The sequence below is a fragment of the Paenibacillus sp. BC26 genome (assembly GCF_900116125.1).
GTDB classification, from domain to species: domain Bacteria; phylum Bacillota; class Bacilli; order Paenibacillales; family Paenibacillaceae; genus Paenibacillus_Z; species Paenibacillus_Z lignilyticus.
The window spans coordinates 3,353,659-3,370,211 of record NZ_FPAD01000001.1 but is presented as its reverse complement, the minus strand read 5'-3'; the positions used below and the strand labels follow the sequence as shown (position 1 = coordinate 3,370,211).

Here is a 16,553-nt window from a genome sequence, read left to right as displayed (position 1 = left end):
AAAGAAACTTACGCAGGCGTCCTCGGACGGTGCGTAAGTTTTTTCTTTATAGAGAAATATACATACTATCGCATAGAAATCCGATTACGGTGCAAAAGAACCTTGACAGCTTTTGTCGAACGTGGGATAATTCTTTTGATAAACAATATGTACCTTTAACTCAGTCCAGAGAGGCTGGCAAGGTAACGTGAATCGTTTATTCGCTTCTTATAGCAGGACAACTTCCCACTCGCGCTGCGTGCGCAAGTGGAGCTTGTCTAACGGCTCAGATGCGAAACTAATGAACGTGAAACTCCTTGCGCACCCGCAAGGAGTTTTTTTTGTGAAAAACGATGAATGGGTTGCATGTACTCAACCGAATATGCAGCATTCAACGAACGATGTTTGCAAGGACTCAAGGAGGCGGAAGAAGCGCATGGATGAGCAGCATCGAGTCATTATGGATGAGACGGCAATACGCCGCGCTCTGACTCGAATAGCCCATGAAATTGTCGAAAAGAACAAAGGAATCGACAATTGTGTACTCGTTGGCATTCGAACACGCGGCATCTACTTGGCACAACGTATCGCAGATCGGATTCACGAAATTGAAGGACTTCCGGTTGAAGTGCAAGAGCTCGATATCACCTTATACCGCGATGACCGCGAAGCAGGCAGCTCAGGCGCCGCGCAAGGGAATGCAACTTCGGTGAGCATGAAGAACAAGCGAGTTATCTTATTCGATGATGTGCTCTATACAGGCAGAACCATCCGGGCAGCCATGGACGCGTTGATGGACTGCGGCAGACCGCAATCGATCCAGCTTGCCGTACTGGTTGATCGAGGACATCGCGAGCTGCCGATTCGACCGGATTATGTAGGGAAGAACGTACCGACCTCTAAACAGGAGCAAATCGAGGTTTTTCTCCAGGAAGTCGACGAGAACGATCAAGTGACGATTATCCATTAAGGGGGTAGGCTTTCATCATGACAACCGCAACATTAGTCAAGCAGCGAAGCTTGCTGGGACTTAAGGAACTAAGTAAGGAAGAAATCAGCTCCATCTTGGACCGCGCCGCTTACTGGGAGGCAAGCTCGAACAAAGTCGAGCAGGTTCAGCAAGGTAAGTTTGTAGCCAATATGTTTTTTGAGAACAGTACAAGAACGAGATTTTCCTTCGAGGTTGCCGAGAAACGACTCGGTACCGAGGTGCTCAACTTCTCCGCCGCGGTCTCAAGCGTACAGAAGGGCGAATCGATTTACGATACGGTGCGCACGCTTGAATCCATGGGAATCGATGCAGGCGTCATCCGCCTCAAGCCGATCGGCGTGCTCGCCGAGCTGGCACAGAAAATTAAAGTGCCTTTAATCAACGCAGGCGATGGAAACAACGAGCATCCGACACAGGCACTGCTCGACCTATATACAATGCGTAAACAGTTCGGTGAGCTCAAAGGATTAACGGTATCGATAATCGGAGATGTCCAGCATAGCCGAGTTGCGCGCTCCAATTTGTACGCACTGCAGAAGTTCGGGGTCAACGTCCGCTTCTGCGCGCCTGAGACGATGAAGGCAGCAGAGCTTGATGTCCCTTACGTATCGATGGAAGAAGCGCTTCGCTCCGATGTCGTCATGATGCTGAGGGTTCAGCTGGAACGTCACGAAAGCGGCATTCTAAGTTCAGCGGAATCCTACCGCGAGCAATTCGGTTTGACGGAAGAAAGAGCGGCGAGATTAGCTCCGCACACCATCATCATGCACCCTGCACCCATTAACCGCGACGTGGAAATCGATGATGCGCTCGTTGAACATCCGCAATCACGCATTTTCCCGCAAATGGCCAATGGCGTACCGATTCGGATGGCGGTCATCGAACGAGCACTAGCCTAACTAACAGTGGAAGCCGAAAGGAGAAAACGATCATGGCAATATGGATTTTAAACGGACTCGTTTGGGACGAACAGACAGGTGAGACAGCACGAAAGCACGTTCGAATTGAGAATGGACTGATCGCTGCGATTGCCGATGCGGCTTCCGGTGAGCCGGATACTACCGGCCACGATACTATTGATGCACAAGGAAAGCTAATCTCCGCAGGTTTTATCGACATGCATGTGCATCTGCGCGAGCCGGGCTTTGAATATAAAGAGGATATCGCAAGCGGTACACGCTCCGCGGCAAGAGGCGGTTTCACTACAATTGCTTGCATGCCGAACACACGTCCCGTAACGGATACGCCCGAGACCGTGCGCTACATACTGGATAAGGCTAAGAGCGCAGGAATCGTTAATGTGCTGCCTTACGCGGCAATCACGAAGAACGAACTTGGCCGCGAGCTGACAGACTTCGCAGCGCTCAAAGAAGCAGGCGCAATCGGATTTACCGATGACGGCGTCGGCGTTCAGAACGCGCAAATGATGAAAGATGCGATGAACCTGGCTGCATCGATGAACATGCCGGTTATTGCGCACTGCGAAGACGATTCGCTCGTAGTCGGAGCAGCAGTAACGGAAGGCAAGTTCGCAGCAGCGAACGGTCTTAAAGGGATTCCGAACGAGTCCGAAGCGATCCACGTGGGACGCGATATTTTGCTGGCAGAAGCTACCGGGGTTCACTATCATGTCTGCCACGTAAGCACGGAGCAGTCGGTTCGTCTGATCAGAATGGCTAAACAAATCGGCATTAAAGTAACCGCCGAGGTTTGCCCGCATCACTTGATTCTCTCGGATGAGGACATTCCAAGCATGGATGCCAATTGGAAAATGAATCCGCCGCTGCGCACGCCGCGCGACGTACAAGCGGTTATCGAAGGTCTTGAAGATGGCACGCTGGACATGATCGTAACGGACCACGCGCCGCACAGTGCGGAAGAGAAGGCACGCGGCATGATGCTGGCGCCATTCGGCATCGTAGGCTTCGAAACGGCATTCCCGCTGATGTATACGAAATTCGTCAAAACAGGCAAATGGTCGCTTGGCTTCCTCCTGAAGCGGATGACATCAGACCCGGCGCGCGTCTTCGGACTTCGCAGCGGCGTTCTGGAAGCAGGCGCACCTGCCGATCTGACCATTGTCGATATCGAGAACGAACGTGAGGTTAACCCAGAGAGCTTCGCTTCGAAGGGTAAAAATACACCATTTGGCGGCTGGAAGTTGTCCGGCTGGCCGGTAGCTACAATCGTAGATGGAAATGTCGTTTGGACAGAGCTGCAAGAATAGTAAGCAACTTGATAACTAGGAGTGATACGGATGCAAGCAAGATTGTTGTTGGAAGACGGCACGCTGTTTACAGGACTCGGCTTTGGCGCTGAGGGACAATCCGCCGGCGAGGTTGTTTTTAATACAGGGATTACAGGTTACCAAGAGGTGCTTTCCGATCCGTCCTACTGCGGACAGATCGTAACCATGACTTACCCTTTGATCGGGAACTACGGCATTACTCGCGACGATTTCGAAGCGGTACGTCCTTACATTCACGGTTTCGTCGTTCGCCGCCATGAGCCGGTGCCAAGCAACTGGAGAGCGGAATACACGCTTGACCGTTTGCTGAAGGAATACGGCATCATCGGAATCAGCGACATCGATACACGGATGCTGACTCGTAAGCTGCGTCACTACGGCACAATGAAAGGGATGCTGACAACGGGCAATGAGCGTATCGAAGAGCTTGCTGAGCGTCTATCCCTGACTTCGCTGATGCGCGATCAAGTAGCTCGTACTTCGACGAAGAGCATCTTCTCCAGCCCCGGCGAGCGCGAGCGTATCGTACTGGTTGACTACGGCGCGAAGAGCGGTATCTTGCGCGAGCTGACGAAGCGCGGCTGCGATGTAGTCGTTGTTCCTCACGACACAACAGCTGAGCAAATCCGTCGCCTGAACCCGGACGGCATTCAATTGTCGAACGGCCCTGGGGATCCGAAGGATGTTCCGCACGCTGTCACTATGATTCAAGAGCTGCTTGGCGAATATCCGATCTTCGGAATCTGCCTGGGTCACCAACTGTTCGCACTTGCTTGCGGCGCCGATACAGCTAAGCTGAAGTTCGGTCACCGCGGCGGCAACCACCCGGTTAAAGAACTGGCGACAAGCCGCTGCTACATCACTTCGCAGAACCATGGTTACACGGTTCTTGAAGATTCCGTAGCCGGAACGAAGCTCGAAGTGACGCATATCAACAATAACGACAAAACGATCGAAGGCTTGAAGCATAACGAATTCCCGGCTTTCTCGGTTCAATACCATCCGGAAGCTGCACCTGGACCTTACGATTCCAGCTACCTGTTCGATCAATTCCTAGAGATGATTCGCGCACATAAAAGAAACAACCCGCAAAAACCTCGTCAAGCACAATTGGCGGCATCATTGAGAGGAGAGCTGCAATATGCCCAGAAATAATAAGCTGAAAAAAATTCTCGTTATCGGTTCCGGTCCAATCGTCATCGGGCAAGCTGCAGAGTTCGACTATGCAGGCACGCAAGCTTGCCAAGCGCTTAAAGAAGAAGGCTATGAGGTTGTTCTGATCAACAGCAATCCGGCTACAATCATGACCGATACGAACATGGCTGATAAAGTATACATCGAGCCAATCACACTTGATTTCGTAACCCAAATTATCCGTCAAGAACGGCCGGACGGTTTGCTTCCGACACTTGGCGGCCAAACGGGCCTTAACATGGCAGTCGAACTGGCACGCGCCGGCGTCTTGGAACGCGAGAACGTTCAACTGCTTGGTACACAGCTTACGGCAATCGAGAAAGCGGAAGACCGCGATCTATTCCGCGATCTGATGCGCGAGCTGGAGCAGCCGGTACCTGAGAGCGTTATTGTTACAACGGTGCAAGAAGCGGTGGATTTCGCTAACGAGATCGGCTACCCAATCATCGTTCGTCCGGCCTACACGCTGGGCGGAACAGGCGGCGGTATTTGCGCGAGCGAAGAAGAGCTGCTTGAAACGGTTGCATCGGGTATCCGTTACAGCCCAATCGGCCAGTGCTTGATCGAGAAATCGATCGCAGGCATGAAAGAAGTCGAGTATGAAGTAATGCGCGATGCGAACGATAACTGTATCGTCGTGTGTAACATGGAGAACTTTGATCCGGTTGGCGTACATACAGGCGATTCCATCGTCGTAGCGCCAAGCCAAACCTTGTCCGACCGCGAATATCAAATGCTTCGTTCGGCGTCGCTGAAGATCATCCGCGCACTGAGCATCGAAGGCGGCTGTAACGTCCAGTTCGCGCTGGATCCGTTCAGCTACCAATACTATGTTATCGAAGTGAATCCGCGCGTAAGCCGCTCTTCGGCACTTGCGTCCAAAGCGACAGGTTACCCAATCGCGAAGATGGCTGCCAAGATCGCAATCGGCTACACGCTCGACGAAATCGTCAACCCGGTAACAGGCCAAACCTATGCATGCTTCGAGCCAACGCTGGATTACATCGTATCTAAGATTCCGCGCTGGCCGTTCGATAAATTTATTTCGGCAAACCGTAAACTGGGCACGCAAATGAAAGCGACAGGCGAAGTTATGGCGATCGGCCGTACGTTCGAAGAGTCCATTCATAAAGCGGTTCGTTCCCTGGAAATCGGCACACACCGTATCCACCTGAAAGACGCGCATGAGTTGCAGGATGATGTGCTGCGCAATCGTCTGGCGAAGCCGGATGACGAGCGGATGTTCCTCGTAGCGGAAGCATTCCGCCGCGGCTACAAACTGCAGGACATTCAAGATTTGACGAAAATCGACTGGTGGTTCCTGGATAAAATCGAAAGCATCGTCGCATTCGAAGCTGAACTTCGCAGTGCAACCGTACTGACAAACGAGCAGCTGTACGCGGCGAAACGCAAAGGTTTCTCTGACCGCTCCATCGCAGAGATCCGTCGTGAAGGCAACCATACATCATTTACAAACGAGCTGGAACTGCGTCAACACCGCCTTGAACAAGGGATCAAACCTGTTTACAAAATGGTTGATACTTGCGCGGCTGAGTTCGAAGCAACAACCCCTTACTACTACTCGACTTATGAAGTTGAGAACGAAGTAACGGAATCGGCCAAAGAGAAAGTACTCGTTCTTGGTTCCGGCCCGATCCGGATCGGCCAAGGTATCGAGTTCGATTACTCGACGGTACATGCGGTATGGGCGATTCAGAAAGCCGGCTATGAAGCGGTCATCATCAACAACAACCCGGAAACGGTATCGACCGATTTCAGCACCTCTGACCGACTGTACTTCGAGCCGCTCTTCTTCGAAGACGTAATGAACGTCATCGAGCAAGAGAAGCCGATTGGGGTTATCGTACAATTCGGTGGTCAAACGGCGATTAACCTTGCTGCACCACTGACTAAAGCGGGCGTTCGTATCTTGGGCTCCAGCCTGGAGAGCATCGATGCTGCCGAGGATCGCAAGAAATTCGAAGTGCTGCTGAATGAACTGAACATTAAACAACCGAAAGGCAAAACAGTCATTTCCGTTGATGAAGCGGTTGAGACTGCGCAGGGCCTGGGTTATCCGGTGCTTGTTCGTCCTTCGTACGTCCTAGGCGGACGTGCCATGGAAATCGTATATTCCGACGAAGAGCTTCTTACTTACATGGTGCAGGCGGTTAAAATCAATCCGGAGCATCCGGTACTGATCGACCGTTACATGCTGGGTAAAGAAGCAGAGGTTGATGCGATCTGCGATGGCGAAACGGTTCTGATCCCTGGAATCATGGAGCATGTCGAGCGCGCAGGGGTTCACTCCGGCGACTCGATCGCGGTATACCCGCCGCAATCCATTTCGACGGAATTGCAGCAGAAAATGGTCGACATCACGATCAAAATCGCTAAAGGCTTGAACGTAATCGGATTGGTTAACATCCAATTCGTTATCTTCCAAGACGAAGTATACGTAATCGAAGTAAATCCGCGCTCCTCGCGTACGGTTCCGTTCCTAAGCAAAGTAACGAACATTCCGATGGCGAACCTGGCAACTAAGGCGATCCTGGGCGAGAAGCTTGCGGATCTTGGTTACGAGACGGGTCTATGGCCGGAAGATGATTATGTATCGGTTAAAGTTCCGGTCTTCTCCTTCGCGAAACTGCGCCGCGTTGACCCGACATTGACGCCGGAAATGAAATCGACCGGTGAAGTTATGGGCCGCGATCAGCAATACGCGAAAGCTCTGTACAAAGGTTTGGTCGGCGCTGGCATGCGCATCCCGCCAACAGGCTCCATCATTGCAACGGTTGCGGATAAAGACAAACCGGAAGCGATCGAAATTCTGCGCGGCTTCTACGAGCTGGGCTACAACATCGTAGCAACGGGCGGCACTGCAACGGCGCTTGAAGAAGCGGGACTTCGGGTACAAACGGTGAATAAGCTGAGCGAAGGCTCGCCGAACATCTTGGATCTGATTCGCGACGGTAAAGCACATTTCGTAGTGAACACCTTGACGAAGGGTAAAACACCTGAGCGCGACGGCTTCCGGATTCGCCGCGAAGCGGTTGAGAATGGCGTCGTATGTATGACATCGCTCGATACCGTTCGTGCGCTGCTTAACATGCTGGAGACCATCAACTTCTCCTCGCGTCCAATGCCGGTACTGGCACAGAAATAACCAATAGCATGGCCGTAATTGGCCGCGAAAGCCTGCCTTCAAGCAGGCTTTCGCCATGCCTATATAGACCAGGGAAGGGGCTGTCTGAAGATGAAACTTAGCAGAGAAGAAGCGGCTGGCCGCATTATGGTTGCACTGGATTATCCGGATGCTACAGCGGCAGAAGCGCTGGTCAATAGCTTGGATGGCATTCCATGTTACATGAAAGTCGGCATGCAGTTGTTCTATGCGGCAGGTCCGGGCTTTGTGATCGGATTGAAGGAGCGCGGCTATAAAGTATTCCTGGATTTGAAAATGCATGATATTCCGAACACGGTCAAAGGCGGCGCGAACAGCATTACGAAGCTTGGCGTCGATATGTTCAATGTCCATGCGGCAGGCGGCGTCGATATGATGAAAGCGGCGCTTGAAGGCGTGGAGCAGGCACTTGCGAGCGATGTCGCATTGGCGCGTCCACTGGTCATTGCCGTAACCCAATTGACAAGCACCAGCAAACAAGTCCTGAACGAAGAGATCGGAATCAACGGTTCTGTTGAAGAAGCCGTCGTTCGTTACGCGCAGCTGGCTAAACAAGCCGGACTGGGCGGCGTCGTGGCATCGCCGCAGGAAGTACAGCGGATTAAAGCGGCTTGCGGAGCCGATTTCCGCACCATTACACCGGGGATTCGTCCGGCAGGTGCCGATCTGAATGACCAATCCCGCATTATGACGCCGCGCGAGGCGCTTCAGCAAGGAACCGATTATATGGTTATCGGAAGACCCATCACAGCTGCCGCGAACCCAAGACTGGCGCTGGAATCCATCATTGAGGAGCTGATCTGATTGACTACACCTGTATTGGAACAATTACCACGCGAGATTGCAAAAGGATTGCTGCAAATTAACGCCGTTGCTCTTCGCCCGAATGAGCCGTTTACATGGACAAGCGGAATGAAATCACCGATCTATTGCGATAACCGCCTTACGATGTCGTATCCGGAAATTCGCGAGCTGATCGCGGAAGGGTTTGCAACGGTTATTCGCGAGCAATTCCCGGATTGCGAAGCGGTTGCCGGTATCGCAACAGGCGGCATCCCGCATGCGGCATGGGTTGCGCAGAAGCTGAACCTGCCAATGCTCTATGTGCGTGACAAAGCGAAGGGCCATGGCAAGACGAATCAAATCGAAGGCCACTTCAAGCCTGGGCAGAAGGTTGTCTTGATCGAGGATTTGATCTCCACGGGCGGCAGCTCCTTGAAAGCAGCGGTAGCCGTGCGCGATGCGGGCTGCGAGGTGCAAGGCGTTGTAGCCATCTTCACCTATCAATTCCCGAATGCGATCGCGGCATTTGCTGAGGAAGGCATCCCGCTTGCGACATTGTCGAACTATTCGGCACTGATCGAAGTGGCGGCTGAGCAAGGGATTGTACAGCAGGGCGATATCGCGCTGCTGCAGTCATGGCGCGAGAATCCACAAGCTTTTGGCGTATAAGAATGCGGGATTGAAGTCCGGAGCAGCTGCTCCGGATTATTTTTTTTTAATTAACAATTGCTCCGAAATGTTTCATCCGTCTCTTAATCGGGTTATATTTAGCTTACACACGTCATAGACTAGCTTATACCAAATAAGAGATTGCGAGGAAGCCACTTATGAATACGATGTATGAAAGGCTGCTCAGATCAACAGAGGATTTGCTTTATCGTGTGCGCATTTACGATCGGAACTTGACCAGAAGCGAGGAAATCACGCAATTGGATGAGGCTTATGGGTTGATGAGCACGGCCCTGCTTCGTTCCCAAGGCAGTGATGATCATAGCATGGAATTTTTTGCCTCACGACTGCAGCAAGTGAGATTGCGCTTAATCACCATGATGGAGGACCTCCTTCATCCCGCATAAAACGATAAGCAAGCTTCCGTAAAAATGTCTTGCCAACCTCGGAAACGGCTGGTAATATGTTACATTAAACGGAAGGGTTTCTAGGGATCCGCACATGGCGAACCGAGCGAAACCGGCAAACGACGATACGTCATGCTACACCGTAGGGATAAAAGACCTTCGGCAAGTTCCGCCTTATAACGATAAGGCGGTGCTTGCAGGAGGTCTTTTTTGCTTTACCGAAGCACCGTACGAAGACAGGGGGAGAATGCAATGTCGACCGCAGCATTACAGACACAGGGGCTGAGCAAAAGCTTTGCCGTCAAGCGCAAGGATGCCGGGCTTTCGGGGAGCATCCGCTCGCTTTTTCGGCCGCAATGGGAGGAGAAGGTGGCCGTAAGGCAAATTGATCTGACGGTTGCAAGAGGGGAAAGGGTTGCTTTTCTGGGGCCGAACGGAGCGGGGAAATCGACGACGATCAAGATGCTGACCGGGATTCTTCACCCTTCCTCGGGCGAAGCGCAAGTGCTGGGGTTGACGCCTTGGCGGGATAGGACGAAGCTGGCTTTTCGAATCGGCGCTGTATTCGGGCAGAAATCGCAGCTGTGGTACCACCTGCCGCCGATTGATACGTTTGATTTGATCAGTCGCGTCTACGAGCTGAACCGAAGCGATTATTTGGCAAGGCGTGCAGATTTGATCGAGCGTTTCGAGCTTGGACCATACTTGAATATTCCGGTTCGTAAACTCTCTTTAGGAGAGCGGATGCGCTGCGAGATTGCGGTTTCCTTCCTGCACAGACCGCAGCTGCTGTTCCTGGATGAACCGACGATTGGACTTGATGTGGTCGTGAAGCAGCGGATTCGCGAGCTGATCCTGGAAGTGAACCGCGAGGAGGGGACTACGGTCTTCCTAACGTCTCACGATGCCGGAGATATGGAGGAGCTCTGCTCACGGGCTGTCGTTATCCATCATGGCGGCATTTTGCTGGATGCGCCGGTGGATCGGTTGAAGCGGGAGGTGCTGAGCCGCAAAATCATCTCGCTGACGTTATCCGATCATTTCGCACCGGGTATGCTGCCCGATCTTCAAGGCATGGAAGTCCTCCATTCGGAGGGGCGCCGGTTGAAGCTGGCCGTGGACTTGAAGCAAGTCGGCATTGAATCGGTAGTCAGCGCGTTAATGGGCAGGTTCAAGCTGGACGACATGACGGTCGAAGATCCGCCGATGGAAGAAATCATTACGCATATCTATGGGTCGGGAGGGCAGCGCGATGACCATTCGGAACTTGGATCCCTTGTGGGTACGACGAAGTAAGAAAATTGGAGCCGTTGCACAGATCACGATGCGGCAGCAAATGGCCTATAAGACGGATTTTATTATGCGGGCATCGTTTCTGCTGCTTATCTTATTTGTTTTCGTTCAGCTGTGGAGCGCTGCTTATGACGGAGACAGCACCCGCGTCATTAACGGCTATACGCTGAAGCAGATCATTTGGTATTTGGTATTCACAGAGGCGATTACGATGGGAGTGCCAGCGCTATGCACGGCCATTGAGAATGAAGTGAAGAGCGGCGATATCGCGATTCGGCTCATCAGACCGATCTCGTATGTCGGCTATCAATATGCCGCGTATCTATCGGAAGCGGTATTTCGATTTTTCGTCCACTTGGCAGTGGGCAGCCTTATTGCTTGGACGTTTGTTGGACCGCCGAATTTTGGCCTCGGCTGGGCAGGCCTTCTGTCCCTAACACTTGGAGCGCTGACGATTGCGTTTCTGTTGAACATGGTCGTTGCGTTATGCGCCTTCTGGGTGGAGGAGACACGCGGGATGGAGTTTGTGCTCCACAAGCTGCAATTCACAGTTGGCGGAATGCTGCTGCCGCTTGATCTAATGCCGGAGTGGCTGCAGCGCATATGCTCGTGGCTGCCTTTCCAGGCCATGCTGTATTTTCCGGCAAGGACGGCCGTGAACTATGGGTCCGTTTCCTTACTGCAGCAAATTGCCATTCAGGCAGCTTGGATTGCGGTGCTGGCCTGCTTCACGATCATGATGTACCGGAGAGGAGTGGCGAAACTTCATGTCAATGGCGGTTAACGTAGAGAAGGAATATGAGAAGGACCACATGCCAACGCCGCTCGGGACGATCCGGTTTCTGCTGACCTGCTGGAAAGTCAATTTGGCGTCCTCGATGGAATATCGCATGAGCTTCTTCTTGCTCGCCGGTATGATGTTTATTAACAATTTCATGTGGCTGTTCTTCTGGAGCCTGTTTTTTGACCGGTTCCAAGTAGTGAACGGGTGGAATCTATCGGACGTCATGATGCTGTGGGCAGTTGGGGCAGGCGGCTTCGGCTGGGCGAATATGCTCTTTGGCAATTTCCATCGCATAGCGACCGTTGTTTCCAGCGGTCAGCTCGATGTGTATTTATCGCAGCCGAAGCCTGTGCTGCTTCATGTGTTGGCGAGTCGAATGTCGCTCACGGCAGCAGGTGATTTTCTGTTTGGGCTGGCCGTGTACGCTTGGGTTGGCGATCACACCTTGCTGGGTGCGGTGCAGTTCGGATTGGGGCTGCTTATTAGCGGCTTGATCTTTATGGGCGTCATGATCATGGCCGGCAGCTGCGCGTTCTTCTTCGGCAATGCCGAAGGAATTGCAGGTCAAGTGTTTAATAGCTTCGTGGCGCTTTCGACGTATCCTTCCGGTATCTTCCGCGGCGCAGCGAAGCTGCTCTTGTTCACGATTGTTCCCGCAGGATTCATCAGCTATCTGCCGATCGGTCTGATGCGCGATTTCGATCCGGTCTTCTTCTGGCAGGCGATAGCGATGACGATCGGCCTGTTGGCGGCAGGTACGGCGTTTTTTCGCATTGGACTCAAACGGTATACCTCAGGCAATGCCATCGCTATGCGAGGCTAGGCATCCTTCACGCTTATCGTTCTCCTTCTCGGGACCGAGGCCAATTCCCTCCGCAGGCGGTTCTTGCTTTCATTTTCCAATGATAAAGTATGGGAAGGCATTAGCGCGAAGGAAGGGGAATGATGGCTGGTGACAAAGCATGAGGCAGGCGAGACGGTGCTTACCGTTGATGACCTGCATAAGTCATTCGGAGGAACGGTTGCGGTGGACGGGATTAGTTTTACGGTGAAGAAGGGCGAGGTTTTCACCATAATCGGACCTAACGGGGCAGGCAAAACCACGACGCTTGAAATGATTGAAGGGCTGCAGGAGCCGGATCGCGGATCCGTTACCGTGCTGGGCATGAATTGGGCCGCAAACAAGTCTCAGATCAAAATGGTCATCGGCGTTCAGCCTCAGACCAGTGCGCTGTTCGATCTGCTGACGGTGGAAGAGAACCTCGAAACATTCGCCTCCTTCTACAACAGGCGGCGGCCGACAGACGAAATATTGGGCTATATCAACATGGCCGACCATCGGAATAAGAGAGTCAAAGCACTTTCCGGCGGTCAGAAGCAGCGGCTGGCCATAGGGCTTGCGATGATCAGCGATCCGGAGCTGATCTTCCTGGATGAGCCGACGACAGGGCTTGATCCCCAAGCAAGACGCAACATTTGGGACATCGTACTGAAGCTCAAAGCGATTGGCAAAACCACGATTCTTACGACGCACTACATGGAGGAAGCCGATAAACTGAGCGATCGCGTGTGCATCGTGGATCAAGGCCGAATCGTTGCGCTGGATACGCCAAAAGCATTAATCGGCCGTCTCACGAAAGAGCGGGAGATTCATCTGACGTTTACCGGCGGGGATGAGCACGCATCGCTCGCGGAGCATATTGCATTAAACAATGCGGCCGTAACGCGCGTGAAGCGAAGCGGTGATCATCTGGTTGTCTGGTCGCTGCAGCCGGAGGAGACGCTGTATCAATTATTCGGTTTTACCTCGCAGCAAAGCATCGGAGTCGAGCAGGTATCCATTCGCGAAATGAGCTTGGAGGACGTCTTCATCGCGTTCACCGGCAAAGAATGGAGGGACTGAGCCGATGTACCGAAACGGATGGAAGCCATTCAAGAAGCTGTTTGGCGCACAGTTCAAAATGACGTTCCGCGATAAGAATGTATGGTTTTGGTCGATTTTCTATCCGGTTCTTCTGCTGGTGATCTTCATCATGATATTCGGCGGCAGTTCGGGCGGAAGCTTCACGGCTAAGCTTGCACTCGTCGAGCCTGCCTCCAATACATTAGCCGAGGATCTGCGCAGCGGCTTGAAGCAGATTGATGTATTCGAGTACAAGTCAGAAACGCCGGTAAGCCGTGAGAAGGCGGAGGAGTGGCTGAAGGATCGCGATGTGGACGCGGTTATCGTGCTGCCGCAATCAGCAGATGCCTCATCGCTTGAGCTGCTGCTGAATAAGGAGAAGCAAAACTCCCCTTCCTCACAGGCGATACAGAGTATTCTGAACAATATCGTGCTGCAGATGAACAGTGCCGCTTCCGGAGCTGCTCCCGCATTTACCTTGAAGACGGAATTCGTATCCGCGGGCAGTGAAGAGCTGAAATATACCGATTTCCTGCTCACCGGGTTAATTGCACTCGCCATCTCGCAAGCCGGGTTGTTCGGGATGGTATCTATGGTAGAAATGCGTCGCAATGGCCTGCTTAAGAGACTGATTCTGACACCTGCGAGTATGGGACTGTTCGGACTGGGCGGCATTGCGGTCAAGTTTATTCTTAGCGCGATCCAGATTGTCCTTCTGACGCTGATCGGTGTTCTGGCATTCGGAGCACATATCAATATGAATGTGCCCGCGTTCTTAATCGTCTTCATCGTTGGCACGTTGTCCTTTGCAGGGATCGGATTTATGCTCGCAGGGTTTAGCAAGACGATGGAAAGTTATTTCGGCATGGCGAATTTAACCAGCTTCATCATGATGTTTATCAGCGGCGTTTTCTTCGATATCAACGTATTGCCGAGCTATATTAAACCTCTTGCGAACGTCATGCCGCTGACTTATTTCGCTAACGGGATCCGCGACAGCATGGTTTACGATCTTGGCATGATGAATGCCACATTCTGGATGAATATTGGCGTCATGCTGGCGTGGGGCCTTGTTTCGGTCATCATTGGTTCGAAATTTTACAATTGGAAGCAGCCATAATGTGTTAGTCTTAAGAGAGAGCTTCTGCGCCATAAAGCGGATCATGTCCGTTTTTGCGGCTCAGAAGCTTTTTTAGCAAATATTTAACGAATTTGGTATCTGAGCGCGTAACTTTTTGATTGCTTGCTCCGTCTAAACGTTATTGAGATTAAAGTTTTTTAATAGGAAGGGGGGTCTCTGCAGCCGCGATGGGATGGTGGAGAAGCAAACAAGCAACAAAGGAAGCTGTAGAATCCGACGCAACAAGGGAAATCGAAGCTCCGTACATACCAACAATCGAGACCGAACCGCTTCTCACCGTAGAGTCGGTTGAACGTACATTCCAAGTAGGCGGGCAACCGCTGCATGTGTTGAAAGGAATTGCGATGGAGCTTCGTCCCCGGCAGCTCGTGATGCTCCGCGGGCGTTCCGGCTCCGGTAAAACAACGCTGCTCAATATGATCGGCGGGCTCGACCAACCAACGAAGGGTCATATTTTCTTTCAAGATTTGCCCTTCCATAGCATGAATGATGATGAACGCACGAAGGTACGGCGCAAGCACATCGGGTTTATTTTTCAGGCGTATGCCTTAATGCCGCTCTTATCCGCTTATGAGAACGTCGAGCTGTCGCTGCGCATGGCGGGTATTCCGTCTCAGGAGTGGAAGAAGCGGGTTGAGCATTGCTTGGATCTTGTCGGACTCGCGAAGAGGATGCATCACCGTCCGTTCGAGCTATCCGGGGGTGAACAGCAGCGTGTTGCGATCGCGAAGGCTATCGCACATCGTCCCAGCATGCTGCTTGCCGATGAGCCGACAGCCGAGCTTGATTCACAAATGGCCGCCCAAATTATGTCGGTATTCCAGACGATCATTCGCACGGAACAAGTTACAATTTGTATGACAACGCACGATCCCACGATTCTGGAGGTTGCCGATCATGTTTACGAAATGGTTGACGGGAAGTTCATTTAAGACTGCAGCTGTTGTAGTTCTTGGAGCTTCTCTTGTTTTCACGAGCGGATGCTCATTGCTGCCAAACGAGGATAACGAAGAAGCATTGCCTGCTATTGCGCCGCCGCAAATTTCGAAGAAGCCGGAGTACGAGGTAACGACCGCTACGCTCGAAACGAAGAAGACGGGAATCGGGAAGCTGATTTCGCTTCAGGAAGAAACGCTTTATTTCACTCTCGACGGCAAACGATTGAAGGAACTTCATATTAAAGTCGGCCAGAAAGTAACAGCAGGCCAAGTGATTGGTTCCCTCGATGTGGACGATATGAAGAAGCAACTGCGCTCCGATAAGCTACAATTTTCACGAGATGAGCTGCAAATGAAGGAAACGCTGCGCAAGAAGGATGAGATGGATCCGGTAGAGTTTGAGCTTGCGAAGATCACTTTCGAAGAGAAACGCCAGAAGCTGGTTGAATCGCAGCTGGAAATCGACAAAGCGATTCTGAAAGCGCCGTTTAGCGGAACGGTCGTTTCGATGAACGTCATGAAAGGCGATTTGATCAAAGCTTATGATCCCGTGTGCATCATCGCGGATACCGGACAGTTAACCGCAGCAGCGAAAATGACCGCCGATGAGCTGCAAGGCATCTCCGTAGGCATGCCGGTTGTCGTTGACATCAACGGTGCCGGACAGGTGAAAGGCAAGATTGCCCAGCTTCCGATACAGAAGGATGACGGAGGCAATGGTGAAGGCGGAGGCGGCAACGGAGGCGCCGGCGGCAATAAACCGGAGCGGCCGGAAGATTTTCTAACCGTGAAGCTGGATAAAATGCCTGCAGGCGTGACACGCGGAACGCCGCTGTCGATCTCCATTATTATGGATCGCAAAGAAAATGCAATCGTGATTCCGCCATCTGCATTACGTTCGATCGGGTCCCGTACTTATGTGCAGGTCATCGATGAGAACGGCAAACGCGAGGTGGATGTCGAAGTAGGGCAGCAAACGGCAACGCAAGTTGAAATCCTCAAAGGATTGACACCGGGGCAGAAAGTCGTAGGTCGATAA

The 16,553-nt window shown here is 52.2% G+C and carries 15 protein-coding genes; all 15 read left to right on the top strand.

Features of this window, described 5'->3' with window-relative positions:
• Positions 1 to 415 precede the first annotated feature (415 nt).
• The 15 genes from pyrR (at position 416) to BM412_RS15155 (ending at position 16,553) form a co-directional block, all read left to right on the top strand.
• Positions 416 to 949: a bifunctional pyr operon transcriptional regulator/uracil phosphoribosyltransferase PyrR gene (gene pyrR, locus BM412_RS15225; RefSeq protein WP_091219457.1), complete on the top strand. Its 534-nt coding sequence runs from the start codon at positions 416 to 418 to the stop codon at positions 947 to 949.
• A 17-nt stretch (positions 950 to 966) separates the two neighbouring features.
• Entirely contained in the window at positions 967 to 1,869 is a 903-nt protein-coding gene (locus tag BM412_RS15220; protein WP_091219455.1) for an aspartate carbamoyltransferase catalytic subunit, read from the top strand.
• Positions 1,870 to 1,901: 32 nt separating this feature from the next.
• A complete protein-coding gene (locus BM412_RS15215) occupies positions 1,902 to 3,197 on the top strand; it encodes a dihydroorotase (RefSeq protein WP_091219452.1) in 1,296 nt (431 codons plus the stop codon).
• Positions 3,198 to 3,227: 30 nt separating this feature from the next.
• The gene (locus BM412_RS15210) at positions 3,228 to 4,373 is read left to right on the top strand and encodes a carbamoyl phosphate synthase small subunit (RefSeq protein ID WP_091219449.1); all 1,146 of its coding nucleotides are present in this window, start codon (positions 3,228 to 3,230) and stop codon (positions 4,371 to 4,373) included.
• Complete coding sequence (gene carB / locus BM412_RS15205; protein ID WP_091219446.1) at positions 4,360 to 7,578, top strand: carbamoyl-phosphate synthase large subunit; 3,219 nt, start codon at positions 4,360 to 4,362, stop codon at positions 7,576 to 7,578. Before BM412_RS15210 ends, carB begins: the two co-directional genes overlap by 14 nt.
• A 90-nt stretch (positions 7,579 to 7,668) precedes the next feature.
• Entirely contained in the window at positions 7,669 to 8,400 is a 732-nt protein-coding gene (pyrF, locus tag BM412_RS15200) for an orotidine-5'-phosphate decarboxylase (protein WP_091219444.1), read from the top strand.
• Between the two features lie 15 nt (positions 8,401 to 8,415).
• Entirely contained in the window at positions 8,416 to 9,048 is a 633-nt protein-coding gene (pyrE, locus tag BM412_RS15195; protein WP_256256320.1) for an orotate phosphoribosyltransferase, read from the top strand.
• 158 nt (positions 9,049 to 9,206) lie between these two features.
• Entirely contained in the window at positions 9,207 to 9,455 is a 249-nt protein-coding gene (locus BM412_RS15190; protein ID WP_091219441.1) for a hypothetical protein, read from the top strand.
• Positions 9,456 to 9,707: 252 nt separating this feature from the next.
• Positions 9,708 to 10,751 (top strand): ABC transporter ATP-binding protein, encoded by a 1,044-nt coding sequence (locus tag BM412_RS15185; RefSeq protein ID WP_091219438.1) that lies wholly within the window; start codon positions 9,708 to 9,710, stop codon positions 10,749 to 10,751.
• Positions 10,708 to 11,532: an ABC transporter permease gene (locus BM412_RS15180; protein WP_091219435.1), complete on the top strand. Its 825-nt coding sequence runs from the start codon at positions 10,708 to 10,710 to the stop codon at positions 11,530 to 11,532. Before BM412_RS15185 ends, BM412_RS15180 begins: the two co-directional genes overlap by 44 nt.
• Positions 11,516 to 12,355, top strand: coding sequence for an ABC transporter permease (locus BM412_RS15175; protein WP_256256319.1), 840 nt, complete (start codon positions 11,516 to 11,518; stop codon positions 12,353 to 12,355). Before BM412_RS15180 ends, BM412_RS15175 begins: the two co-directional genes overlap by 17 nt.
• Positions 12,356 to 12,484: 129 nt before the next feature.
• Complete coding sequence (locus BM412_RS15170) at positions 12,485 to 13,435, top strand: ABC transporter ATP-binding protein (protein ID WP_091219432.1); 951 nt, start codon at positions 12,485 to 12,487, stop codon at positions 13,433 to 13,435.
• A 4-nt stretch (positions 13,436 to 13,439) separates the two neighbouring features.
• Complete coding sequence (locus BM412_RS15165; RefSeq protein WP_256256318.1) at positions 13,440 to 14,555, top strand: ABC transporter permease; 1,116 nt, start codon at positions 13,440 to 13,442, stop codon at positions 14,553 to 14,555.
• Positions 14,556 to 14,743: 188 nt separating this feature from the next.
• Positions 14,744 to 15,508, top strand: a complete 765-nt coding sequence (locus BM412_RS15160) for an ABC transporter ATP-binding protein (protein ID WP_091219430.1) — start codon at positions 14,744 to 14,746, stop codon at positions 15,506 to 15,508.
• Positions 15,474 to 16,553, top strand: a complete 1,080-nt coding sequence (locus BM412_RS15155) for an efflux RND transporter periplasmic adaptor subunit (protein ID WP_091219428.1) — start codon at positions 15,474 to 15,476, stop codon at positions 16,551 to 16,553. Before BM412_RS15160 ends, BM412_RS15155 begins: the two co-directional genes overlap by 35 nt.

What these genes read in the sequence shown, in the direction of transcription:
- BM412_RS15160 (WP_091219430.1), top strand. Translation starts at nt 14,744, where the DNA reads ATGGGATGGTGGAGAAGCAAACAAGCAACAAAGGAAGCTGTAGAATCC.
- BM412_RS15220 (WP_091219455.1), top strand. Translation starts at nt 967, where the DNA reads ATGACAACCGCAACATTAGTCAAGCAGCGAAGCTTGCTGGGACTTAAG.
- BM412_RS15185 (WP_091219438.1), top strand. Translation starts at nt 9,708, where the DNA reads ATGTCGACCGCAGCATTACAGACACAGGGGCTGAGCAAAAGCTTTGCC.
- BM412_RS15180 (WP_091219435.1), top strand. Translation starts at nt 10,708, where the DNA reads ATGACCATTCGGAACTTGGATCCCTTGTGGGTACGACGAAGTAAGAAA.
- BM412_RS15215 (WP_091219452.1), top strand. Translation starts at nt 1,902, where the DNA reads ATGGCAATATGGATTTTAAACGGACTCGTTTGGGACGAACAGACAGGT.
- BM412_RS15175 (WP_256256319.1), top strand. Translation starts at nt 11,516, where the DNA reads ATGTCAATGGCGGTTAACGTAGAGAAGGAATATGAGAAGGACCACATG.
- BM412_RS15210 (WP_091219449.1), top strand. Translation starts at nt 3,228, where the DNA reads ATGCAAGCAAGATTGTTGTTGGAAGACGGCACGCTGTTTACAGGACTC.
- pyrF (WP_091219444.1), top strand. Translation starts at nt 7,669, where the DNA reads ATGAAACTTAGCAGAGAAGAAGCGGCTGGCCGCATTATGGTTGCACTG.
- pyrR (WP_091219457.1), top strand. Translation starts at nt 416, where the DNA reads ATGGATGAGCAGCATCGAGTCATTATGGATGAGACGGCAATACGCCGC.
- BM412_RS15190 (WP_091219441.1), top strand. Translation starts at nt 9,207, where the DNA reads ATGAATACGATGTATGAAAGGCTGCTCAGATCAACAGAGGATTTGCTT.
- BM412_RS15165 (WP_256256318.1), top strand. Translation starts at nt 13,440, where the DNA reads ATGTACCGAAACGGATGGAAGCCATTCAAGAAGCTGTTTGGCGCACAG.
- BM412_RS15155 (WP_091219428.1), top strand. Translation starts at nt 15,474, where the DNA reads ATGTTTACGAAATGGTTGACGGGAAGTTCATTTAAGACTGCAGCTGTT.
- carB (WP_091219446.1), top strand. Translation starts at nt 4,360, where the DNA reads ATGCCCAGAAATAATAAGCTGAAAAAAATTCTCGTTATCGGTTCCGGT.